The organism is Mesorhizobium sp. M7A.F.Ca.US.010.02.1.1 (assembly GCF_004023085.1).
GTDB lineage: Bacteria > Pseudomonadota > Alphaproteobacteria > Rhizobiales > Rhizobiaceae > Mesorhizobium.
The window spans coordinates 1-18,271 of the sequence record NZ_RZRV01000024.1 but is presented as its reverse complement, the minus strand read 5'-3'; the positions used below and the strand labels follow the sequence as shown (position 1 = coordinate 18,271).

16 protein-coding genes are annotated in these 18,271 nt (G+C 64.3%); 10 read left to right on the top strand and 6 right to left on the bottom strand.

Annotation, left to right across the window (positions count from 1 at the left end; translation table 11 throughout):
• The first annotated feature begins 3 nt into the window (after positions 1-3).
• Positions 4-1,077, top strand: coding sequence for an FAD-binding oxidoreductase (locus EOA19_RS22445; RefSeq protein ID WP_128304827.1), 1,074 nt, complete (start codon positions 4-6; stop codon positions 1,075-1,077).
• Here EOA19_RS22445 and EOA19_RS22440 read toward each other — a convergent pair.
• From EOA19_RS22440 to EOA19_RS22425, 3 genes are all read right to left on the bottom strand, one after another.
• On the bottom strand, positions 1,071-2,444 hold the full coding sequence (locus tag EOA19_RS22440) for an amidase (RefSeq protein ID WP_023811656.1): 1,374 nt from the start codon (positions 2,442-2,444) through the stop codon (positions 1,071-1,073). The genes EOA19_RS22445 and EOA19_RS22440 overlap by 7 nt on opposite strands.
• A 327-nt stretch (positions 2,445-2,771) precedes the next feature.
• The gene (locus tag EOA19_RS22430) at positions 2,772-3,572 is read right to left on the bottom strand and encodes a class II glutamine amidotransferase (RefSeq protein WP_023811655.1); all 801 of its coding nucleotides are present in this window, start codon (positions 3,570-3,572) and stop codon (positions 2,772-2,774) included.
• Positions 3,573-3,587: 15 nt separating this feature from the next.
• Positions 3,588-3,836 carry a DUF6356 family protein gene (locus tag EOA19_RS22425; RefSeq protein ID WP_023811654.1) on the bottom strand — a complete coding sequence of 83 codons (249 nt, stop codon included), beginning with the start codon at positions 3,834-3,836 and terminating at the stop codon, positions 3,588-3,590.
• 114 nt (positions 3,837-3,950) lie between these two features.
• Between EOA19_RS22425 and EOA19_RS22420 the strand changes: the two genes are divergently transcribed.
• The 6 genes from EOA19_RS22420 to EOA19_RS22395 all read left to right on the top strand — a co-directional run bounded on the left by EOA19_RS22420 (position 3,951) and on the right by EOA19_RS22395 (position 8,676).
• Positions 3,951-4,421, top strand: a complete 471-nt coding sequence (locus EOA19_RS22420; protein ID WP_023811653.1) for an Lrp/AsnC family transcriptional regulator — start codon at positions 3,951-3,953, stop codon at positions 4,419-4,421.
• Between the two features lie 301 nt (positions 4,422-4,722).
• Positions 4,723-5,208, top strand: coding sequence for a dUTP diphosphatase (gene dut / locus EOA19_RS22415; RefSeq protein ID WP_128304825.1), 486 nt, complete (start codon positions 4,723-4,725; stop codon positions 5,206-5,208).
• Positions 5,208-5,870, top strand: coding sequence for an HAD family phosphatase (locus EOA19_RS22410; RefSeq protein ID WP_128304824.1), 663 nt, complete (start codon positions 5,208-5,210; stop codon positions 5,868-5,870). The genes dut and EOA19_RS22410 overlap by 1 nt, the downstream gene beginning before the upstream one ends.
• Before the next feature lie 72 nt (positions 5,871-5,942).
• Positions 5,943-6,797, top strand: coding sequence for a hypothetical protein (locus tag EOA19_RS22405; RefSeq protein WP_128304823.1), 855 nt, complete (start codon positions 5,943-5,945; stop codon positions 6,795-6,797).
• 80 nt (positions 6,798-6,877) lie between these two features.
• Positions 6,878-7,681: an oxaloacetate decarboxylase gene (locus tag EOA19_RS22400; RefSeq protein WP_128304822.1), complete on the top strand. Its 804-nt coding sequence runs from the start codon at positions 6,878-6,880 to the stop codon at positions 7,679-7,681.
• Positions 7,678-8,676: a proline racemase family protein gene (locus EOA19_RS22395; protein WP_128304821.1), complete on the top strand. Its 999-nt coding sequence runs from the start codon at positions 7,678-7,680 to the stop codon at positions 8,674-8,676. The genes EOA19_RS22400 and EOA19_RS22395 overlap by 4 nt, the downstream gene beginning before the upstream one ends.
• Positions 8,677-8,685: 9 nt before the next feature.
• Here the strand turns inward: EOA19_RS22395 and EOA19_RS22390 are convergent, their stop codons facing one another.
• Together EOA19_RS22390 and EOA19_RS22385 are read right to left on the bottom strand one after the other, a co-directional pair.
• On the bottom strand, positions 8,686-9,396 hold the full coding sequence (locus EOA19_RS22390; protein WP_023811647.1) for a sulfate transporter family protein: 711 nt from the start codon (positions 9,394-9,396) through the stop codon (positions 8,686-8,688).
• A gap of 168 nt (positions 9,397-9,564) precedes the next feature.
• Entirely contained in the window at positions 9,565-10,497 is a 933-nt protein-coding gene (locus tag EOA19_RS22385) for an EamA family transporter (protein WP_128304820.1), read from the bottom strand.
• Positions 10,498-10,726: 229 nt separating this feature from the next.
• Between EOA19_RS22385 and EOA19_RS22380 the strand changes: the two genes are divergently transcribed.
• Positions 10,727-11,719, top strand: a complete 993-nt coding sequence (locus EOA19_RS22380; RefSeq protein ID WP_023811645.1) for an adenosine kinase — start codon at positions 10,727-10,729, stop codon at positions 11,717-11,719.
• 337 nt (positions 11,720-12,056) lie between these two features.
• The gene (locus EOA19_RS22375) at positions 12,057-12,758 is read left to right on the top strand and encodes an antitoxin Xre/MbcA/ParS toxin-binding domain-containing protein (protein ID WP_128304819.1); all 702 of its coding nucleotides are present in this window, start codon (positions 12,057-12,059) and stop codon (positions 12,756-12,758) included.
• A 33-nt stretch (positions 12,759-12,791) separates the two neighbouring features.
• On the opposite strand, the gene EOA19_RS22370 is transcribed toward EOA19_RS22375, so the two are convergent.
• Positions 12,792-15,071, bottom strand: coding sequence for an NADP-dependent malic enzyme (locus EOA19_RS22370; protein ID WP_128304818.1), 2,280 nt, complete (start codon positions 15,069-15,071; stop codon positions 12,792-12,794).
• Between the two features lie 211 nt (positions 15,072-15,282).
• On the opposite strand from EOA19_RS22370, the gene mutS reads away from it, so the two are divergent.
• A complete protein-coding gene (gene mutS, locus EOA19_RS22365) occupies positions 15,283-18,006 on the top strand; it encodes a DNA mismatch repair protein MutS (protein WP_128304817.1) in 2,724 nt (907 codons plus the stop codon).
• Positions 18,007-18,271: the final 265 nt, after the last annotated feature.

Below are 18,271 nucleotides of genomic sequence, written 5' to 3'. Positions count from 1 at the left end.
AGCATGACTGCGGCGAAACAAGTGATCGTCATCGGCGCCGGCATCATCGGCGCCTCCATCGCCTGGCATCTGAGCAAGGCGGGAGCACAGGTCACGGTCATTTCCGACAGCCCCGTCGGTGGAATCGCCACCCCAAACTCGTTTGCCTGGATCAATGCCAGCTGGGGCAATCCGGAGCCCTATTTCCGGCTGCGCACCCGCGCGATGGCCGAATGGTCGCGGCTGGCGCAGGACCTACCCGGCCTGCCGCTCAGCTGGTGCGGTGGCCTGTGCTGGGATCTGTCGGCCACCGACATGGAAATCTACGCCACGGAGCATTCCGCCTGGGGCTACGGCATCGAACGCGTCGACCGCGCCGGTGCCGCGCGCATCGAGCCCAATCTCGCCGAGCTTCCCGACTTTGCCCTGCATGTGGCTGAGGAAGGTGTCGCAGAGCCCGTGGCCGCCGCCCATGCCCTATTGGCAGACGCGAAGCGACATGGCGCGAAGACCATCTCCAGCACGGTGACGGCCCTGGTCCAGACCGGCGGCAGGATCACCGGTGTCGACACTTCGCACGGATTGATTGCATCAGACGAGGTGGTGGTCGCGGCCGGCGTCGGCTCGCCGGAGATCGCCGCGACCGCCGGGATCAACCTGCCGATCGAAACGCCGCCCGGCCTGATCGTCCACTCACGGCCTTACAAAAAGCTGCTCAACGGTCTGGTTCTGGCCGAGCGGCTGCACATGCGCCAGACGGCGGAAGGCCGCATCATCGCCGGCTCGGATTTTGGCGGCGCCGATCCGGGTATGAATGCCGAAGCCACCGCCCACGCGCTGTTTGCGGCCATGAAGGCCATGCTGCGCGACAGCGACGGGTTGGAACTCGATTTCCACACGGTCGGCTACCGGCCGACGCCGATCGACGGCTTTCCGATCATCGGCCGCGCGGTGGGCATGGACGGTGTCTATGTCGCGGTCATGCATTCCGGCATCACGCTGGCGCCGGCCGTCGGCCTGTTCGCCACAAGGGAAATCCTCGACGGCGAGCGCGACCCCTTACTTGCCCCTTATGGATTGTCGCGCTTCGCTCAATAGGCGGGCGGACGGCGAAAGCCGCCGGTGAGTGGTTCGATTGCCTTGGCGATGCCGAGCAGCCGTGACTCCGACCAGCGTTTGCCGACCAGTTGCAGGCCGATCGGCAGGCCGGTGCTGTCCAGTCCGCACGGCATGGAAAGCGCTGGATGGCCGCTGTAGTTGAACACGGCGCCATAGGCCGGCAGCATCCAGTAGCTCTGCTCCTTGCCGTCGACCTTGATCGGCGTGCCCGGCTCGCAATGCGGGAAGGCGGTGGTCATGGCGACCGGGCAGATCAACGCGTCGTAGGCCTCGAAAAACCGGTCCCAGGCGAGAATGGATTTGTCGCGGCGGGCGAGTGCCTCGAACCAGCGCGAGACCGGTGTCGGTTCCTCCGGCGGCTCAGGCTGAGCGGCCTCCAGCATCATGCCGATCAGCGCGCCGCCCTGCTCCAGATCGTCATGCAGGTCGAGTTTCGGCAGTTTTGCTTCTTCGACGACCGCTCCTGCGGATTGTAACTGCCTTGCGAGACTTTCGACCGCGGCGCTGACGTCGCCCGCCACTGGAAACCCGGGAAAGAACGGCGCGAAGGCAATGCGCAATGTCTTGAGGTCGAGGCTTGGCATATCCTCGACCGGCACCGGCGCAAGATCGGTGTCGCTTCCATTAGGACCGGCAATGATTTGATAGATCAGCGCCAAATCTTCCACACTGCGCGCCAGCGGCCCAAGGCAGGACATCAGCCGCACGCTGCGCGCAGTACCGCCGGGATCGGGAAAGACGCCGGCCAGCGAGACGCGGTGCTCCGTCGGCTTCAGGCCATAGACACCGCAGAAACTGGCCGGCAGCCGGATTGAGTCCTGCATGTCGGTGCCGACATCGAACGGCGTCATCCCCGAGCAAAGTGCAGCCGCCGCGCCGCCGCTGGAACCGCCCGCCGTGCGCTGGAGATTCCAGGGATTGCTGGTGCGACCAAACAGCGGATTGTTCGACTGCCAGTCCGAAAGCATGGTCGCGACATTGGTCTTGGCCATCAGCACGCCGCCAGCCGCACGCAAGCGGGCGACGACCGGACTGTCCTGTTTGGCGACATAGTCGGCAAAAGGCGGAAAGCCGACCGTGGTCTTCATGCCGGATGTATCGTGCATGTCCTTCAGCGTGAACGGTACGCCGTGCAGCGGGCCGAGGGCCTCGCCGCGCGCCTGGGCCGCGTCGGCCTTCTTGGCGCACTCGCGAGCCCCTTCCCTGTCGAGCGAGATGACGGCGTTGACCGCATCGTTGTGCGCATCGATCTGCGCCAGATGCGCGTCGAGTGCCTCGACGGCGGAGATCTTCCGCGCGGCGATGGCAGTGGCCAGCTCGATGGTTGAGGAAAAGACGAGGTCCATTGACAATGCTCCGGCTTGGCCGCGTTCGCCTGATCGGATGGCGGACAGCGGCGCTGCTTCAAATGGAGTTGAGCATTCGAGGATTGTCTGCGTTTGATCGAAATTGTGCAGACTGGACTGTCCAAGTCTGCACTCTACGGCGCCCCCTCTGTCCTGCCGGACATCTCCCCCCACAGGTGGGGAGATTGGATGTCACGACAGCTTTCGCCAATCTCGGACGTTGCAAGGAATAGCGCGGCAGTCGCAGGTGCCAATCTCCCCCCGTGTGGGGGAGATGTCCGGCAGGACAGAGGGGGGCTGTCCCGCGGCGTTGCCGCACTTTTGCAACTAGACGGCCAGTGCCAGCCTGGCCGATGCGGGTGCGAAAGGGCGAATGACCATGCCATCGCCAGTGATCGTCACAAAACTCGACGGCGGGATCGCCTGCCAGTCGCCGCCCTCGCGGTCGAAGGGCTCGGAAACGATGCAGCGGCCGCCGCCCTTGCGCAGGACAGACGTGTAGAGCGTCGGTGCGTGAGCGTCGGTGGCGTAGCGCACCGCATGCAGCGCCTGCCCGTCGGAGAAGGCGGCGGTGAGTTTCAGCGCCGGTTCGAGGCCGGCGCGGCGCGAGGCTTCGAGCACGCGGCTGGTGGCGCGGGAGACGGCGCCTTGCGGATCGCCGGTCAATCCCTCGTCGATCATCAGCAGGAAAAACAATTCGGAATCGGTGGTGCCTTCGCGCTGGTCGAAGACAGCGTCGGACAGCGAATTCTCCAGCGCGCGGCGGATTTTTTCGAAGCCGCCGATCTGGCCGTTGTGCATGAACGACCAAGAGCTGGAGATGAACGGATGGCAATTCATGCGGCTGGTGGCGCCGCCGGTGGACGCCCGCACATGGGCGAGGAACAGGCCGGATTTGATCTGCCGGCACAGGCTCTTCAGATTGGGATCCGACCATGCCGGCAGGATGTCTCGGTAGAGACCCGGCTCCGGGCGGTCGCCATACCAGGCAAGGCCAAAACCGTCACCATTGGTCGGCGATTTCGCTTCCTGGGCGCAATGGCTCTGGGCGATCAGCGAGTGACAGGGCGCGGTGAGCATGTCTTCGAGAAAGACTGCTTCACCGAGATAGGCCGCCCACCGGCACATCGCTTCTGTCGCCCTCTAGGCGCGATCCATAAGAGCCGCAGGCTCCTTGATCGCGTGTGTGCCTCTGTTGTGCGTCCGCTCGTAAAGCTCACGAACGATTCGGCTGGCGGTAGTCTCAAACAGAAATGGCAAGAAAGCGTGAACGAGCGCGGCGCCAGCCGCCATCAGCAGCCGCGACGAGAACCAGCCGGCAAAGGCCATATGAGTGAAATAGGTTTCGCCGACCTTGGCCGGATGAGAGGTGAAAATCCTTGCGACCGACATGCTGGTCCCCTTCAGCGCTTGAAGTTCCTGATATGAGTATCCTGACACGCTTCGCCGGTTCATCGGTCTCAAAATATCCTTGTATTTGACCCGTTGATGGGACAAACATCCCACATGGCGTTGGAAATCGACGAAATCGACCGGAAATTGCTTGCCGAATTGCAACGCGACGGCACGCTGTCGGTCGACCAGCTGTCGGAACGGGTGGCGCTGTCGCGCAATGCCTGCTGGCGCCGGGTGAAGCGGCTGGAGGAGGATGGCGTCATCACCGGCCGCGTGGCGCTGGTCGATGCCGAAAAGCTCGGACTTGGCCTTTCCGTCTTCATCCTGATCCGCACGTCCAACCACGACCCGGAGTGGCTGCAGAAATTCCGCGCGGCAGTGACCGGCTTTCCCGAGATCACCGGCGTCTACCGCATGTCGGGCGACCTCGACTATGTCTTGCGCGCCCGCGTCGCCGACGTGAAGGCCTATGACCGGCTCTACCAGCGGCTGATCGCCAAGGTGGCGCTGTCGGATGTGTCCGCGTCCTTCGTGATGGAGGAGATCAAGGAGACCACCGTCGTTCCGATGGAACTGAGGTAGATTAGCTGAAGCCTCCCAACTTCGTCATCCACGGGCGGAGCAGGAGCGAAGCTCCGTCGCGAAGACCCGAGGATCCATGCCGTGACCTTGGCCGAGGAGTGCAGCGGAGCAGAATTCTGCACCGCAGCAACGCTTTAAAGTCGCGGCATGGATCCTATGTTCTGCGCTGCGTCGCTTCGCTCCTTGCTTCGCCCGTGGATGACGAAGCGTTGGGTGGTCACAGTGCCGCCCAAAAGAAAGCCGTTGATAGAATTACAGTCGAGTTGACCGAATCGCCGTTCGCGCCGATAGGATCGATTTTATGCGCGCAGCCCTTCAAACTCCCTCCGTCATCGGTCCGACCGTCGGCTTCGTCAGGTTGCCGCATGCTGAAGGACTTCCCCTTCCTGCTTATGAAAGCACCGGTGCTGCCGGCATGGATCTGCGCGCCGCCGTGCCCGACGACCGGCCGCTGCTGATCCTGCCTGGCAAGCGTACTTTGGTGCCGACCGGGCTGATCCTGGAAATTCCGGAAGGCATGGAGGGCCAGGTGCGGCCGCGCTCCGGACTTGCTTTCAAGCACGGCCTGACTGTCCTCAACACGCCCGGCACCATCGACAGCGATTATCGCGGCGAGGTGAAGGTGCTGCTGATCAATCTCGGCGACGAGGACTTCGCGGTGACGCGCGGCATGCGCATCGCCCAGATCGTTTTTGCCGCGGTGACGCAAGCCGCCGTGGAAGAGCGCAACCTAGCTGGCGGCACGGCGCGCGGCGCGGGCGGGTTCGGGTCGACCGGCACCGCCTGATGCCTGAACTGCCTAAACTTGTCATCTTCGACTGCGACGGGATCCTGGTCGACACCGAGAACCTCGCCAATCGGCGCCTCGCCGAATGGCTGACCGCTGCCGGCTATCCGACAAGCTTCGAATATTGCCGCAAGAATTTCTCCGGCCGCAGCATGGCGTCGGTGCAGAAAGAGATCGAAGCAGAGACCAGCGTCAGGCTCGGCGTCGATTTCGTCGATCGCTGGAACGCCGGCCTGCCGGATCTGTTTGCCCACGGCGTCGAAGCGATCCCCTACGTCCGCGAGTTCGTCGAAGCCGTGCGTTCAGCCGGTATCGCCTATTGCGTCGCCACCTCGGCCCGAGTGTCGAAGATGCACATCACGCTCGGCCAGACCGGGCTGTTGCCGCTGTTCGAACACGCGATGTTTTCCTCGACCATGGTCAGCCGTGGCAAGCCGTTCCCGGACCTGTTCCTGCATGCGGTCAAGACCATGGGCTTCGCGCCCGCCGACTGCATCGTCATCGAGGACAGCGTCGCCGGCACGCAGGCCGGGATCGCCGCCGGCATGCGGGTGTTTTCCTATCATGCCGATCCCTATTCCGACCGCGCTGGCCTGATCCAGGCCGGCGGCATCCTGTTCGACGACATGCGCGAGCTGGCCGGGCTGGTGCCGATCCACTAAGCTGATCTGCAGCCCGCGGCTGTACGCCTCGATCGTCCGTGCTAGCTTGGCCCCGCCAATTCGAGGCCACGCATGAAACCCGCCCTGTTCCGCTTCTTCCTTACCTTGACGCTGCTGCCGTTTTTGTGGACTGCGGCCGGCGCGCAAGCCGTCGGCTTCCCGGAACTCGGCAGTGCTTTGCCCGGCCGCACGGATGCCACCTATCTCGACCTCGCGAGGATGGTCATTCCAGATCTCGCCGCGGACCAGGACGGCTTCTACAGGGGCGGGTTACCGATCGAGATGCGACATATCGAGCGACCGGACGGCGGCGGTTCGCCGCCCGAAACTTCGGGCTTTTCCAATGCCGCGGTGCTTGCGATCAAGGCCGGCGGCAAGGACCGGCTGGCCATGCTGTTCGACCTCGGTGACTCTCCCGACAGCGCCGAAGGCTATGCGGTGCTGGCGCTCTACGACGTCACGGCCAAGCCAAAATTGCTCGACGCCGTCAATGTCGCGCTCGACCGCGGCACCTACTTCCGCGAACCGGGCAAGCTTTCGGTCAGCGCCAACGATGACGTCCTGATCACCATGAGCGCGCATTTCAACTCGAGCCAGAACTATGTGATCACGCCGCTGATCATGGTCCGCGACGACAAATTCGAACTGATCGACATGATCTATACGTTCGACGAAAACCTGTGCGCCTACAGCCGCAAGCAGGATGTAGCTTTTCAGGCCATCGCGGAGGGGAAGTCCTATGCTGCCATCAAAGTGACGGTGACCGAAGCCACGGTGCTCAACGGCGAAAGCTGCGACGACACTCCGCCCAGACCAGAGTCCCACGAGATTTCCGTCACCTATCACTGGGACAAAAAGACATCGCGCTACATCAAGGATTCCGACACGCTGGACAAATTGGCAGGAGAGAACGCCAAACGCTTCTGAACCAACCGCATTCGTTTGCCCGGCGAAATCGGGCAGGATAAAATCCGCTCAGCCACACGGCACATGATGGGGGAACTACTATGGACAAGGGCAAGATCTTTCGCGACCTGCATGCCTCGACCTTCGTCATGCCCAATCCCTGGGATATCGGCACGACGAAGCTGCTCGGCTCGTTCGGCTTCACGGCGCTGGCGACAACCAGCGCCGGCTTTGCCTTTTCGCGCGGCTTGCCGGACGGCGCGGTGACCTTCGACCAGATGATCCACCATTGCCGCGAGGTGTCGGGGGCGACCAGCCTGCCGGTCTCGGCCGACCTCGAGAAAGGCAAGGGCGACAGCGCCGAGCAGGCCGCCGAAACCATCTTCGCGGCCGAAGCGGCCGGTCTTGCCGGCTGCTCGATCGAAGACCACACCGGCGACCCCGACAAGCCAATCTATGATTTCGCGCACGCTGTCGAGCGCGTTGCGGCGGCGGTGGAGGCGGCGCGGGCGCTGAAGCGCGATTTCGTCTTCACGGCGCGGGCCGAGAATTTCCTGTGGGGCAAGTCCGACCTCGACGATACCATCAAGCGGCTGCAGGCGTTCGAGAAGGCCGGCGCCGACGTGCTCTATGCGCCAGGCATCGGCGACGTCGAGATGATCCGCACGCTCTGCTCGGCGGTCAGCAAGCCGGTCAATGTCATGGCAAAGCCTGGCTTCACCATCGCCGACCTCGCCATGGCCGGCGTCAAGCGCATCTCGCTCGGGCCGTGGCTGACCAATTTCGCCTATGGCATGCTGGAAACGGCGGCACGCGAGATCCAGCAGGACGGCACCTTCGGCTTCACCCGCGCCGCCATGCCGTTCGGCAAATTGCAGGCCCTCTTCACGAAGCCCGTCGCATGACGCTGGCCGTGGTCGATATGCATACCGGCGGCGAGCCGCTGAGGATCGTCACCGGCGGCTATCCCGGTATTCCCAAGGGCACGATCCTGGAAAAGCGCGCCTATGTGCGCGACCATCTCGATCATCTCAGGAAAATCCTGATGTTCGAGCCGCGCGGCCATTACGACATGTATGGCGCCTTGCTGGTCGAGCCGGACCTGCCCGGCGCCGACCTCGCCGTGCTGTTCATGCACAATGAGGGTTACTCGACGATGTGCGGCCACGCCATCGTCGCGCTCGGCCGCTACGCCGTAGATGAGGGATTGGTGGCGAAACAGGAACCAATCACGACAGTCAATATCGAGGCGCCGTGCGGGCTGGTCGTCGCCTCGGTCGAGGTCAGGGACGGCAAGGCCGGTGCGGTGTCGTTCGAAAGCGTGCCGGCCTTCCTGTTCGCCGGCGGGCAGACGATAGAGCTGGCGGGCCATGGCACGATCGGCTTCGACGTCGCCTATGGCGGCGCCTTCTACGCGCTGGCCGATTGTCACCAATTCGGGCTTGAATTCGGCAGAAGCCGGGTGCGCGATTTCGTCGATGCGGCAACCGCGCTGACGGACAGGCTCAAGGCCGAATTGCCGCTGTCGCATCCCGACCATGCCGACCTAGCCTTCCTCTATGGCACCATCCTGACCGATGGCCGCGATGCGTTTTCCAGCGAGGTGACTAAAAACATCTGCGTCTTCGCCGAGGCGGAGGTCGACCGCTCGCCGACCGGCTCCGGCGTCACCGCAAGGCTGGCGGCCATGCATGCCAAGGGCGAGATCGCGATCGGACAGACGCGCACATTCGAAAGCATTGCCGGCTCGCGTTTTTCGGGAGCCGTGGTGCGGACTGCAAAGGCTGGCCCGCACGAGGCGATCATCGCCCGCGTCGGCGGCCGCGCCTATTATAGTGGCAGGACTGAGTTTATCGTCGAAGCGGACGACGAGCTCGGACGCGGATTCCTGTTGCTCTGAAGAAAATGCTCAGTGGCGCGAGGAGCGAGCCACTTCCCGCACCGAGATCGCCTTGTGCAGATGCACCATCATGGCGGCGGCGAACAGCGGCGTCAGCAGGTTGAGCAACGGCACGGCGAGGAAAGCCGCGATGAGCAGCCCGGCGAGAAACACTGTGGCGGCATAGTGCCTGCGCAAGGCCCTGGCCTCTTCTTCCCTACGAAAGCGCATGGCGGCGAATTCGAAGAACTCGCGCCCGAGCAGATAGCCGTTGACGATGAAGAAGGCGGCTATGTTGACGCCCGGCACCAAGAGAAGCAGCAGCGCGACGATGTTGCCAAGAATGACGACGCCGAGGAATCGCGCCGACAGCACCAGCGAGCGCAGCGCCGGCATGGCGCGGCCGGTCGGATCGCCGGGATAGTCGGTGCGCTCGACCACTTCGGCGATATCGTCGAGGAACAGGCCGGCGACAACAGCCGTCACCGGCGCGATGAGCAACGCCATGCCGAAGGCAAGCGCTATTGCCGCGATGATGCCGCCCAGCCACCCGGCCCAGGACGGCATGCCGGGCAACAGCGTCTGCAGCCACGGCAGCGCCAGCCACTCGACGAGGCTGGTCAGGCCGAACCACAAGGCGACAAGCGCCAGCAGCGTCAGACCCAATGTCTTGAGGAACACGGCCCGAAAGGGAGGCGAGAGCAGCTCGAGGGCCGCTGTGCGGGCAGCGTCGAAAATCACCTTGTCACACCCCGGTTAGCGGACGCCGCCTAAAAGGCGGATGCTTCCGAGATAGGCAGCGCAGGCCATGAGCACAAGCGGGCTGGTTCTTTGCTTTGACGCAATTCCCAAGGGAAAGCGCTATCCGCTTTTCCCGGGAAAACCGCTCACACTTTTCCTGGAATTGCTCTACCGCGCAAACGCCGGCTTTCGAATCGGGATGGTCATGGCAGCGACCCCGGCCACGACGAACGCCATGCCCAGCCATGCCGTCGAGCCTAGGCTTTCGCCGAGGAAAAGGGCGCCGATGCCGACGCCGATCGGCACCCGCAGATAGGCCTGCGAGGTGGTGCCGACCGAACCCAGCGTGTGGATGAGGCGGAAATAGATGACGAAGGCCAGCGCCGTCGAAAACACCGACAGGCCGAGCAGGGCCAGGATAGATGCGGTCGAGGGCGCGAGCGTCCATGGCTGGTCGAACACAAGGCTGAGGGGCACGAGTATGACGGCGCCGCACAGCATGGAACCGGCGGCAGGCAGCATTGGGTCGAGGCCCTTGAAACCACGGCCGAAAATGGCCGCACCCGCATAGCAGATTGTTGCCGCTACGATGGCCAACTGCGCCCACAACTCGTGACCGAGGCCACCCAGTGCCTGCGTGCCGATGATGAGGCAGATGCCGGCAATGCCGGCGCCGACGCCAATCAGCTTGCGCACCGTGACCGGCTCGTGGCGGGTGATGAGCGCTGTCAAGAGGAAGGTGAAGATCGGCGAGGTGGCATTCAGGATGGTGGCGAGGCCGGCATCGACCGAACGTTCCGCCGCCGCGATGAGGGTGAACGGGATGACGCTGTTGAGGCAGGCCTGGAAGGCGAAGCGGCGCCAGCTTGCCGCATCGCCCGGCATGGCGAGCCCGCGCCACCGGAGGATGGCGAACAGGATACCACCGGCAATCAGGGTGCGGGCGGCAATGAAGGTGACCGGCGGGATGGTTTCGACGCCGATCTTGATGAAGGTGTAGGAGGCGCCCCAGAGCACCGCCAGCACGACGAGCAGCGCCAGGTCGGTGGTCATGTCGTTCTTTGCAGGCTCGTTCTTTGTCGAGATCTTCTTTGTAGACATGGGGCTGGCTCGCCTTCGAAACGGGATCGGCTGAACCAGGCTTGTAGGCGGTGCGGCGAAGAAATGCTTCGGCCACGGTCGAATTGTCATAGCGCCTCGCGGCTGAGGCGCCTTTTGCCTGTTCCGCCAAAGTTGCGTGTCTCGCCCTAGGCAAACCGGTTTCAAATCGCTAGACCCGCGCCGGGCCGGCGTGGCAAGAAGCCGGCTCGGGTTTTTGGCGGAGATTTTGATGCCGGATTATGACGTGCTTTGCATCGGCAATGCCATTGTCGACATCATCGCCCAGTGCGACGAGGAATTCCTCGAGACCAACGGCATCATCAAGGGCGCGATGAACCTCATCGACACAAAGCGCGCCGAACTGCTCTACAGCCGCATGGGGCCGGCGATCGAAGCCTCCGGCGGTAGCGCAGGCAACACGGCGGCCGGCGTCGCCAGTTTCGGCGGCCGCGCCGCCTTCTTCGGCAAGGTCTCCAACGATGCGCTGGGCGAAATCTATGCCCACGACATCCATGCGCAGGGCGTCGCCTTCGACACCAGGCCGCTCAAGGGCGAGCCGCCGACGGCGCGCTCGATGATCTTCGTCACCCCCGACGGCGAGCGCTCGATGAACACCTATCTCGGCGCCTGCGTCGAGCTTGGACCGGAGGACGTCGAGGCCGACAAGGCCTCCGGCGCCAAGGTCACCTATTTCGAAGGCTATCTGTGGGACCCGCCGCGCGCCAAGGAAGCAATCCGCCAGACGGCGAGGCTGGCGCACGCGGCAGGTCGCGAAGTGTCGATGACACTGTCGGATTCGTTCTGCGTCGACCGCTACCGAGACGAGTTCCTCGACCTGATGCGTTCGGGCACGGTCGATATCGTCTTTGCCAACAGCCACGAGATCAAGTCGCTCTACCAGACATCGTCGTTCGACGAAGCGCTGGCGCAGATCCGCAAGGATTGCCGGATCGCCGCCGTCACCCGCTCGGAAAAGGGCTCGGTCATCGTGCGCGGCGACGAGACCGTGGTCATCAAGGCGACCGCGATCAAGGAACTGGTCGACACGACAGGTGCCGGCGATCTCTATGCCGCCGGGTTCCTGCATGGCTACACGCAAGGCCGCGACCTGCAGACCTGCGGCGACCTTGGCTCACTGGCGGCCGGATTGGTGATCCAGCAGATCGGCCCCAGGCCGCGGCAGAATTTGCGCCGCGAGGCTGAGCAGGCGGGGTTGCTGTAACCTTAAAGCCCGGCGCTTGTGCCGTAGGCGGCCGGTCGCGCCGCTGCCCTTCGCAGGCTCAGGGCGTTCGAAGCTCGAAAAGCCAAGCAATTGGCTTTTCGTCCGCTGCGCGGACCGCTTCTCACCGTCGCGCGGCTGTCATACATCGCACCTACACGCAATCCGGACGTCCCGCGACTGACATTTCGGTGCGCCCTCAGTCCGTTGGGGTGTCAAGAAATGCTAGACAGCATGCTGTCGGGCGGCCGGATTCGTTGCCGCCGCGATTTCCGCTTTCCGCTCTAGAGATTCAACAATCGGCCGCAGCTGAGGGGAGCGCGGCCCGGAAGACAGATGCATGAACAGATTTCAGATCCAGGCCCTCAGGCAGGACGACTTCGCGGAGATGGTCGCGGAGGAGGTCGAACGCGCGCTTGCCCACTATGATGAGGCCATCAACAAGCCAACCATGGTCTCGGTCGGCAAGATCGCCGGCAGCATAGCGTCCGCCGTCACCTTGCTGTCGCCGAAGCACCAGCGCGCCATCGACGCCATCCATGCCGACCTGCCCGGCCTGGCCTCGAAATTCGTGCGCGCGCTGGCGGCGGAAGCCGCGCGCCGCAGCGAAGCCGGTATTGCCGGCGTGATCAATCCGCCGATGACCCCGTTGACCGATGTCGAGCCCCCCTCGCTGCCAAAGTCCGACGATCTCGAATCGATGCTGATCGAGGACTGGGCGGGCCGCGTCGCCGGCTCGACCTATCTGGAAGAGCATTTGCGCATCGCCCGCTCGACCCTGCACCGTTGGCAGAGACGGGGTGAGGTCATCGCCTTGCGCAAGGGCGGCCGCAAACATGTCTTCCCGCTGGCGCAGTTCGTCGACGGCCGCCCGGTTGCAGGCATTCGCGACGTGCTGTCGCTGATCACCAATCCAAGGCTCGCATGGCTGTGGCTGACGCGGCCCTCGGCGCAGCTCGACGGCCGCATTCCTGTCGACCTGCTTCGGCAGGATCAGGTCGACGAGGTCGTTGAGGCCGCGCGCGTATTCGCGCCGCGCTGAACGCCTCGCGACCTCACCGCTCAGGCTCGCCCCTCAAGTCCCCGCCGTATACGCCGCGATCGCCGCCATGTTGACGATGTCGCTGTCCTTGGCGTTGAGCGACACGATCTGAACCGGCTTGTTCAGGCCGACCAGCAGAGGACCGATGACCGTGGAGCCGCCGAGTTCCTGCAGCATCTTGGTCGAGATCGAGGCCGAGTGGAACGCCGGCATGATCAACACATTGGCCGGGCCGGTCAGCCTTATGAACGGATATTGCGCCATGGCGCGGGCGTTGAGGGCGACGTCGGCGGCCATTTCGCCGTCATACTCGAAGTCGACGCGGCGCTTGTCGAGGATGCGCACGGCTTCCTGGACGCGTTCGGAGCGCTCGCCCTGCGGATGGCCGAAGGTGGAATAGGCGAGCATGGCAAGGCGTGGCTCATAGCCCATGCGGCGGGCAAAGCCTGCGGCCTCCTCGGCGATGTCGGCGATCTGCTCGGCATTGGGCATATCGTGCACGGCGGTGTCGGCGACGAGCACGGTCTTGCCCCGCGCCAGCACGATCGAGACGCCGATGACGCGGTGGCCGGGCTTGGCGTCGATGACGCGGCGGATGTCGTCGAGTGCGGTGGAATAGTTGCGGGTCACACCGGTGACGATGCCGTCGGCGTCACCCAGCGCCACCATGCAGGCGGCAAAATGGTTGCGGTCGTTGTTGATCAGGCGCTGGCAGTCGCGGAACAGGAAGCCTTTGCGCTGCATGCGCTCGTAGAGATAGTCGGTGTAGATGCCGTTGCGGCGCGACAGCCTGGCATTGATGATCTCGATGCCTTGCTTGTTGAGGTCGATGCCGGCGTGCTTGGCGTTTTCCTTGATGACGTCGTCGCGTCCGAGCAGGATGGCGGTGCCGAGCCGCTGGTTCACATAGGAGACGGCGGCACGCATGACCTGCTCCTCCTCGCCCTCAGCGAAGACGATGCGCTTGGGCTGGCGGCGCACGCGGTCGTAGATGCGCTGCAGGGTCGAGGCGATCGGGTCGCGGCGGGCCGACAGCTCCTGCGCATAACGGTCGAGATCGAGGATCGGCTTGCGGGCGACGCCTGAGTCCATCGCCGCCTTGGCGACTGCAATCGGGATGGCCGAGATCAGGCGCGGGTCGAACGGCACCGGGATGATGTAGTTGGGGCCGAATTTCGGCCGGTTGCCCTGATAGGCGGCGGCGACGTCGTCGGGCACGTCCTGGCGCGCCAGTGCCGCCAGCGCCTGGGCGGCGGCGATCTTCATGTCGTCATTGATGGTGGTTGCCCTGACATCCAGCGCGCCGCGGAAAATGTAGGGGAAGCCGAGCACGTTGTTGACCTGATTGGGGTAATCAGAACGCCCTGTGGCCATGATGGCGTCGGTGCGGATTTCGGCGACCTCCTCCGGCGTGATTTCCGGATCGGGATTGGCCATGGCGAAGATGATCGGGTTCTTGGCCATCGACTGCACCATGGCGGTGGTCAGCGCGCCCTTGGCGGAGAGGCCGAGGAAGACGTCGGCGCCGTCGAGCGCCTCGGCGAGGCTGCGCGCCTCGGTCTTGACCGCATGCGCCGACTTCCACTGGTTCATGCCTTCGGTGCGGCCCTGGAACACCACACCCTTGGTGTCGCACAAAGTGATGTTTTCGGGGGCAAAACCCATCGCCTTCATCAGCTCGATACAGGCGATGCCGGCGGCGCCAGCGCCGTTGCAGATCATTTTTGTGGTCTTCATGTCGCGGCCGGTGATTTCCAGCGCGTTGATCAGGCCGGCGGCCGAGATGATCGCAGTGCCGTGCTGGTCGTCATGGAAGACCGGGATGTCCATCAATTCGCGCAGGCGCTGCTCGATGATGAAGCATTCCGGCGCCTTGATGTCCTCGAGATTGATGCCGCCGAAAGAGGGCCCGAGGAAACGCACACAGTTGATGAACTCGTCGGCGTCCTCGGTATCGACCTCGAGGTCGATGGAATCGACATCGGCGAAGCGCTTGAACAGCACCGCCTTGCCCTCCATCACCGGCTTGGAGGCCAGCGCGCCGAGATTGCCAAGGCCGAGAATGGCGGTGCCGTTGGAGATGACGGCGACCATATTGCCGCGCGTCGTGTAGTCGAAGGCGCGCGAGGGGTCTTCGGCGATGGCCAGAACAGGAACCGCGACGCCAGGCGAATAGGCGAGGCTGAGGTCGCGTTGCGTCGCCATCGGCTTGGTGGCAACGACCTCCAGCTTGCCGGGGCGACCCATGGCGTGGAATTCGAGCGCTTCCTGCGCACTGACGGACGGACCGTTGTTCTCGGTTTTCCTGGCCATGATGTTCTTGATTTCCTCACCGGTGCAGCACCTCGTTGAAGCGGGTGCTTTGTGTCGGACCGAATTAAGACCACGCGCCGCCGCGTGTAAACCGCCAGCGCTGGAATCGCCGTCCGCATCGGCAATTGCGGACAAGCTGCCGTCCCGTCGTCCCCTGTTTTTCGAAGCTCTGGCATTAAACCGCATCATCACATCTGCTAGCGTGCCGCGCATGAACATGCACAGCCCGAACGAGCCAGACGCCCCCGAGGCGATGACGCCGGTGCCGACCGCCCACTCCGGCGCCACGCCGATGATCGAGCAATTCATCGAGATCAAGGCGGCGAACCCCGATTCGCTGCTGTTCTATCGCATGGGCGATTTCTACGAGCTGTTCTTCGACGATGCCGAGAAGGCGAGCCGGGCGTTGGGCATCGTGCTGACCAAACGCGGCAAGTATCAAGGGCTCGACATTCCGATGTGCGGCGTGCCGGTGCATGCCGCCGACGATTATCTGCAAAAGCTGATCGGCCAGGGTTTCCGCGTTGCCGTCTGCGAACAGATCGAGGATCCGGCCGAGGCCAAGAAACGCGGCGGCAAATCGGTGGTGCGCCGCGACGTGGTGCGGCTGGTGACACCGGGCACCATCACCGAGGACAAATTGCTGGCGCCGTCGGAATCGAGCTTCCTGATGGCGCTGGGGCGGGTGAAAGGCGGAGCGGACCACTCCTTTGCGCTGGCCTGGATCGATATCTCGACGGGCGCCTTCCGCGTCACCGACACCACCGCCGACCGGCTTTTGGCCGACATTTTCCGCGTCGATCCGCGCGAGCTGATCGTCGCCGAGCCGGTGTTCCACGATCCGGAGTTGAAACCGGTGTTCGACGTGCTTGGCCGCGTCGCCAGCCCGCAGCCGCCGTCGCTGTTTGATTCGGCCTCGGCCACGGGACGCATCGCCCGCTTCTTCGATGTGGCGACACCGGATAGTTTTGGCGCCTTTTCGCGCGCCGAACTGTCGGCGATCTCCGGCGCCATCGCCTATGTCGAGAAGACGCAGAAGGCGGAGCGCCCGCCGCTATCGCGGCCCGAGCGCGAAGAGCAAGGATCGACCCTGTTCATCGATCCGGCCACGCGCGGCAATCTGGAACTCTTACGCACTCTGTCGGGTAGCCGCGAAGGCTCGCTGTTCAAGGCGATCGACCGCACGGTGACGGGCGGCGGCGCAAGGCTGCTCGCCGACCGGCTGATGGCGCCACTGACCGACCCGGTGGCGATCGGCGGCAGGCTGGACTCGGTTTCGTTCTTCCGTGCCGAAACGCGGCTGTGCCAGGCGGTACGGTCGAGCCTGAAGAGCGTCGCCGACATGCCGCGCGCGCTGTCCAGGCTGGCGCTCAACCGGGGCGGCCCGCGCGACCTTGGCGCGCTGCGCGCCGGTTTCGAGGCTGCCGGCGCGATCGCCGAGATCTTTGCCGCGACCGCCCTGCCCAGGGAATTGACGGCGGCACTCGCTGCCATCCACGCGCTGCCCCAGGCGCTGGCCCAGCACCTGACACAGGCGCTTGGCGACGAACTGCCGCTGCTCAAGCGTGACGGCGGCTTCGTTCGCGGCGGCTATCACCCCGATCTCGACGAGATGCGGGCGCTGCGCGATGAGTCGCGCAAAGTGATCGCCGGGCTGGAGCGCTCGCTGATCGACGAGACAGGCATCCGCTCGCTGAAGATCCGCCACAACAATGTGCTTGGCTACTACATCGAGGTGACCGCCAATCACCACGCGATCATGACCGGCAGCGACGGCGCCAAGGCTCGCTTCATCCACCGCCAGACCATGGCCAACGCCATGCGCTTCACGACGACCGAGCTTGCCGAACTCGAGACCAAGATCGCCAACGCCGCCGACCGGGCGCTCAGCATCGAGCTTGCCGCCTTCGACGCGCTGACGGCGGAAGCGGTCGGCGAAGCGGAGAAGATCCGCGCCGGTGCGGATGCGCTGGCCGTGCTCGATGTCTCGGCGGCACTTGCGCTTCTCTCGGAAAGCGAAGCCTGGTGCCGGCCGGTGGTGGATTCGAGCCTTGCTTTCGACATTTTGGGGGGCCGGCATCCGGTGGTCGAGCAGGCCTTGCGCCGTTCGGGCGAAGGCCCGTTCGTCGCCAATGATTGCGACCTGTCGCCGGAGGGCAGCGCCAAGAATGGCGCGATCTGGCTTCTGACCGGCCCCAACATGGGCGGCAAGTCGACGTTCCTGCGGCAAAACGCGCTGATCGCCATCCTGGCGCAGACCGGCTCGTTCGTGCCAGCGACCTCGGCCCATATCGGCGTCGTCGACCGGCTGTTCTCGCGTGTCGGCGCCTCGGACGATCTGGCGCGCGGCCGCTCGACCTTCATGGTCGAGATGGTCGAGACGGCGGCAATCCTCAACCAGGCCGGCGAGCGCGCCCTGGTGATCCTCGACGAGATCGGCCGCGGCACCGCCACCTTCGACGGCCTGTCGATCGCCTGGGCGGCGGTCGAATATCTGCATGAGAAGAACCGCTGCCGGGCGATCTTCGCTACTCACTTTCACGAAATGACCTCGCTGGCCGGCAAGCTGGCGCGGCTCCACAACGTCACCATGCGGGTCAAGGAATGGGAAAACGACGTCGTCTTCCTGCACGAGGTCGGCAAGGGCGCCGCCGACCGCTCCTACGGTGTGCAGGTGGCGCGGCTGGCCGGGCTGCCGGAAGCGGTGGTCGACCGGGCCAAGGAAGTCCTGCACCAGTTGGAGGAAGGCGAGGTTTCCGGCAAGACCAACCGGCTGGTCGACGACCTGCCGCTGTTTTCGGTGGCGGTGAAGCGGGAAGCGGCGAAGCCGGCCAAGGGCGACGCGTTGGGTGCCGCGCTCGGCGACATCAATCCCGACGAGATGACGCCAAGGGAAGCGCTGGAGGCGCTTTACCGGCTTAAGGGACTGGCGTAGCCAGTAAAGGTCGGCGGGACAGCACCCCCTCTGCCCTACCGGGCATCTCCCCCGCAAGGGGGGAGATCGGACGTCACCTTGGCTTTCGCCAATCACCATGCAAGGAGAGCGGAGCGCGGAAGCTGCCTATCTCCCCCCTGTTTGGACCGGAGACATCGCGAACAGGTGTGCGAGGACATCGCGAACAGTTTGGCGTGCTTTGCGCCGGGAGGTTCGCGATGCCATTTGGGAACACCAGCGTGATGGATGGGAAGTTGGAGTTTGT

Bases quoted from the DNA above. Each gene is read 5' to 3' on its own strand.
- EOA19_RS22370 (WP_128304818.1), bottom strand. From the start codon at position 15,071: ATGGCCAGGAAAACCGAGAACAACGGTCCGTCCGTCAGTGCGCAGGAA.
- EOA19_RS22405 (WP_128304823.1), top strand. From the start codon at position 5,943: ATGAAACCCGCCCTGTTCCGCTTCTTCCTTACCTTGACGCTGCTGCCG.
- EOA19_RS22425 (WP_023811654.1), bottom strand. From the start codon at position 3,836: ATGTCGGTCGCAAGGATTTTCACCTCTCATCCGGCCAAGGTCGGCGAA.
- dut (WP_128304825.1), top strand. From the start codon at position 4,723: ATGCGCGCAGCCCTTCAAACTCCCTCCGTCATCGGTCCGACCGTCGGC.
- EOA19_RS22375 (WP_128304819.1), top strand. From the start codon at position 12,057: ATGAACAGATTTCAGATCCAGGCCCTCAGGCAGGACGACTTCGCGGAG.
- EOA19_RS22445 (WP_128304827.1), top strand. From the start codon at position 4: ATGACTGCGGCGAAACAAGTGATCGTCATCGGCGCCGGCATCATCGGC.
- EOA19_RS22420 (WP_023811653.1), top strand. From the start codon at position 3,951: ATGGCGTTGGAAATCGACGAAATCGACCGGAAATTGCTTGCCGAATTG.
- EOA19_RS22440 (WP_023811656.1), bottom strand. From the start codon at position 2,444: ATGGACCTCGTCTTTTCCTCAACCATCGAGCTGGCCACTGCCATCGCC.
- EOA19_RS22395 (WP_128304821.1), top strand. From the start codon at position 7,678: ATGACGCTGGCCGTGGTCGATATGCATACCGGCGGCGAGCCGCTGAGG.
- mutS (WP_128304817.1), top strand. From the start codon at position 15,283: ATGAACATGCACAGCCCGAACGAGCCAGACGCCCCCGAGGCGATGACG.
- EOA19_RS22380 (WP_023811645.1), top strand. From the start codon at position 10,727: ATGCCGGATTATGACGTGCTTTGCATCGGCAATGCCATTGTCGACATC.
- EOA19_RS22410 (WP_128304824.1), top strand. From the start codon at position 5,208: ATGCCTGAACTGCCTAAACTTGTCATCTTCGACTGCGACGGGATCCTG.
- EOA19_RS22430 (WP_023811655.1), bottom strand. From the start codon at position 3,572: ATGTGCCGGTGGGCGGCCTATCTCGGTGAAGCAGTCTTTCTCGAAGAC.
- EOA19_RS22385 (WP_128304820.1), bottom strand. From the start codon at position 10,497: ATGTCTACAAAGAAGATCTCGACAAAGAACGAGCCTGCAAAGAACGAC.
- EOA19_RS22400 (WP_128304822.1), top strand. From the start codon at position 6,878: ATGGACAAGGGCAAGATCTTTCGCGACCTGCATGCCTCGACCTTCGTC.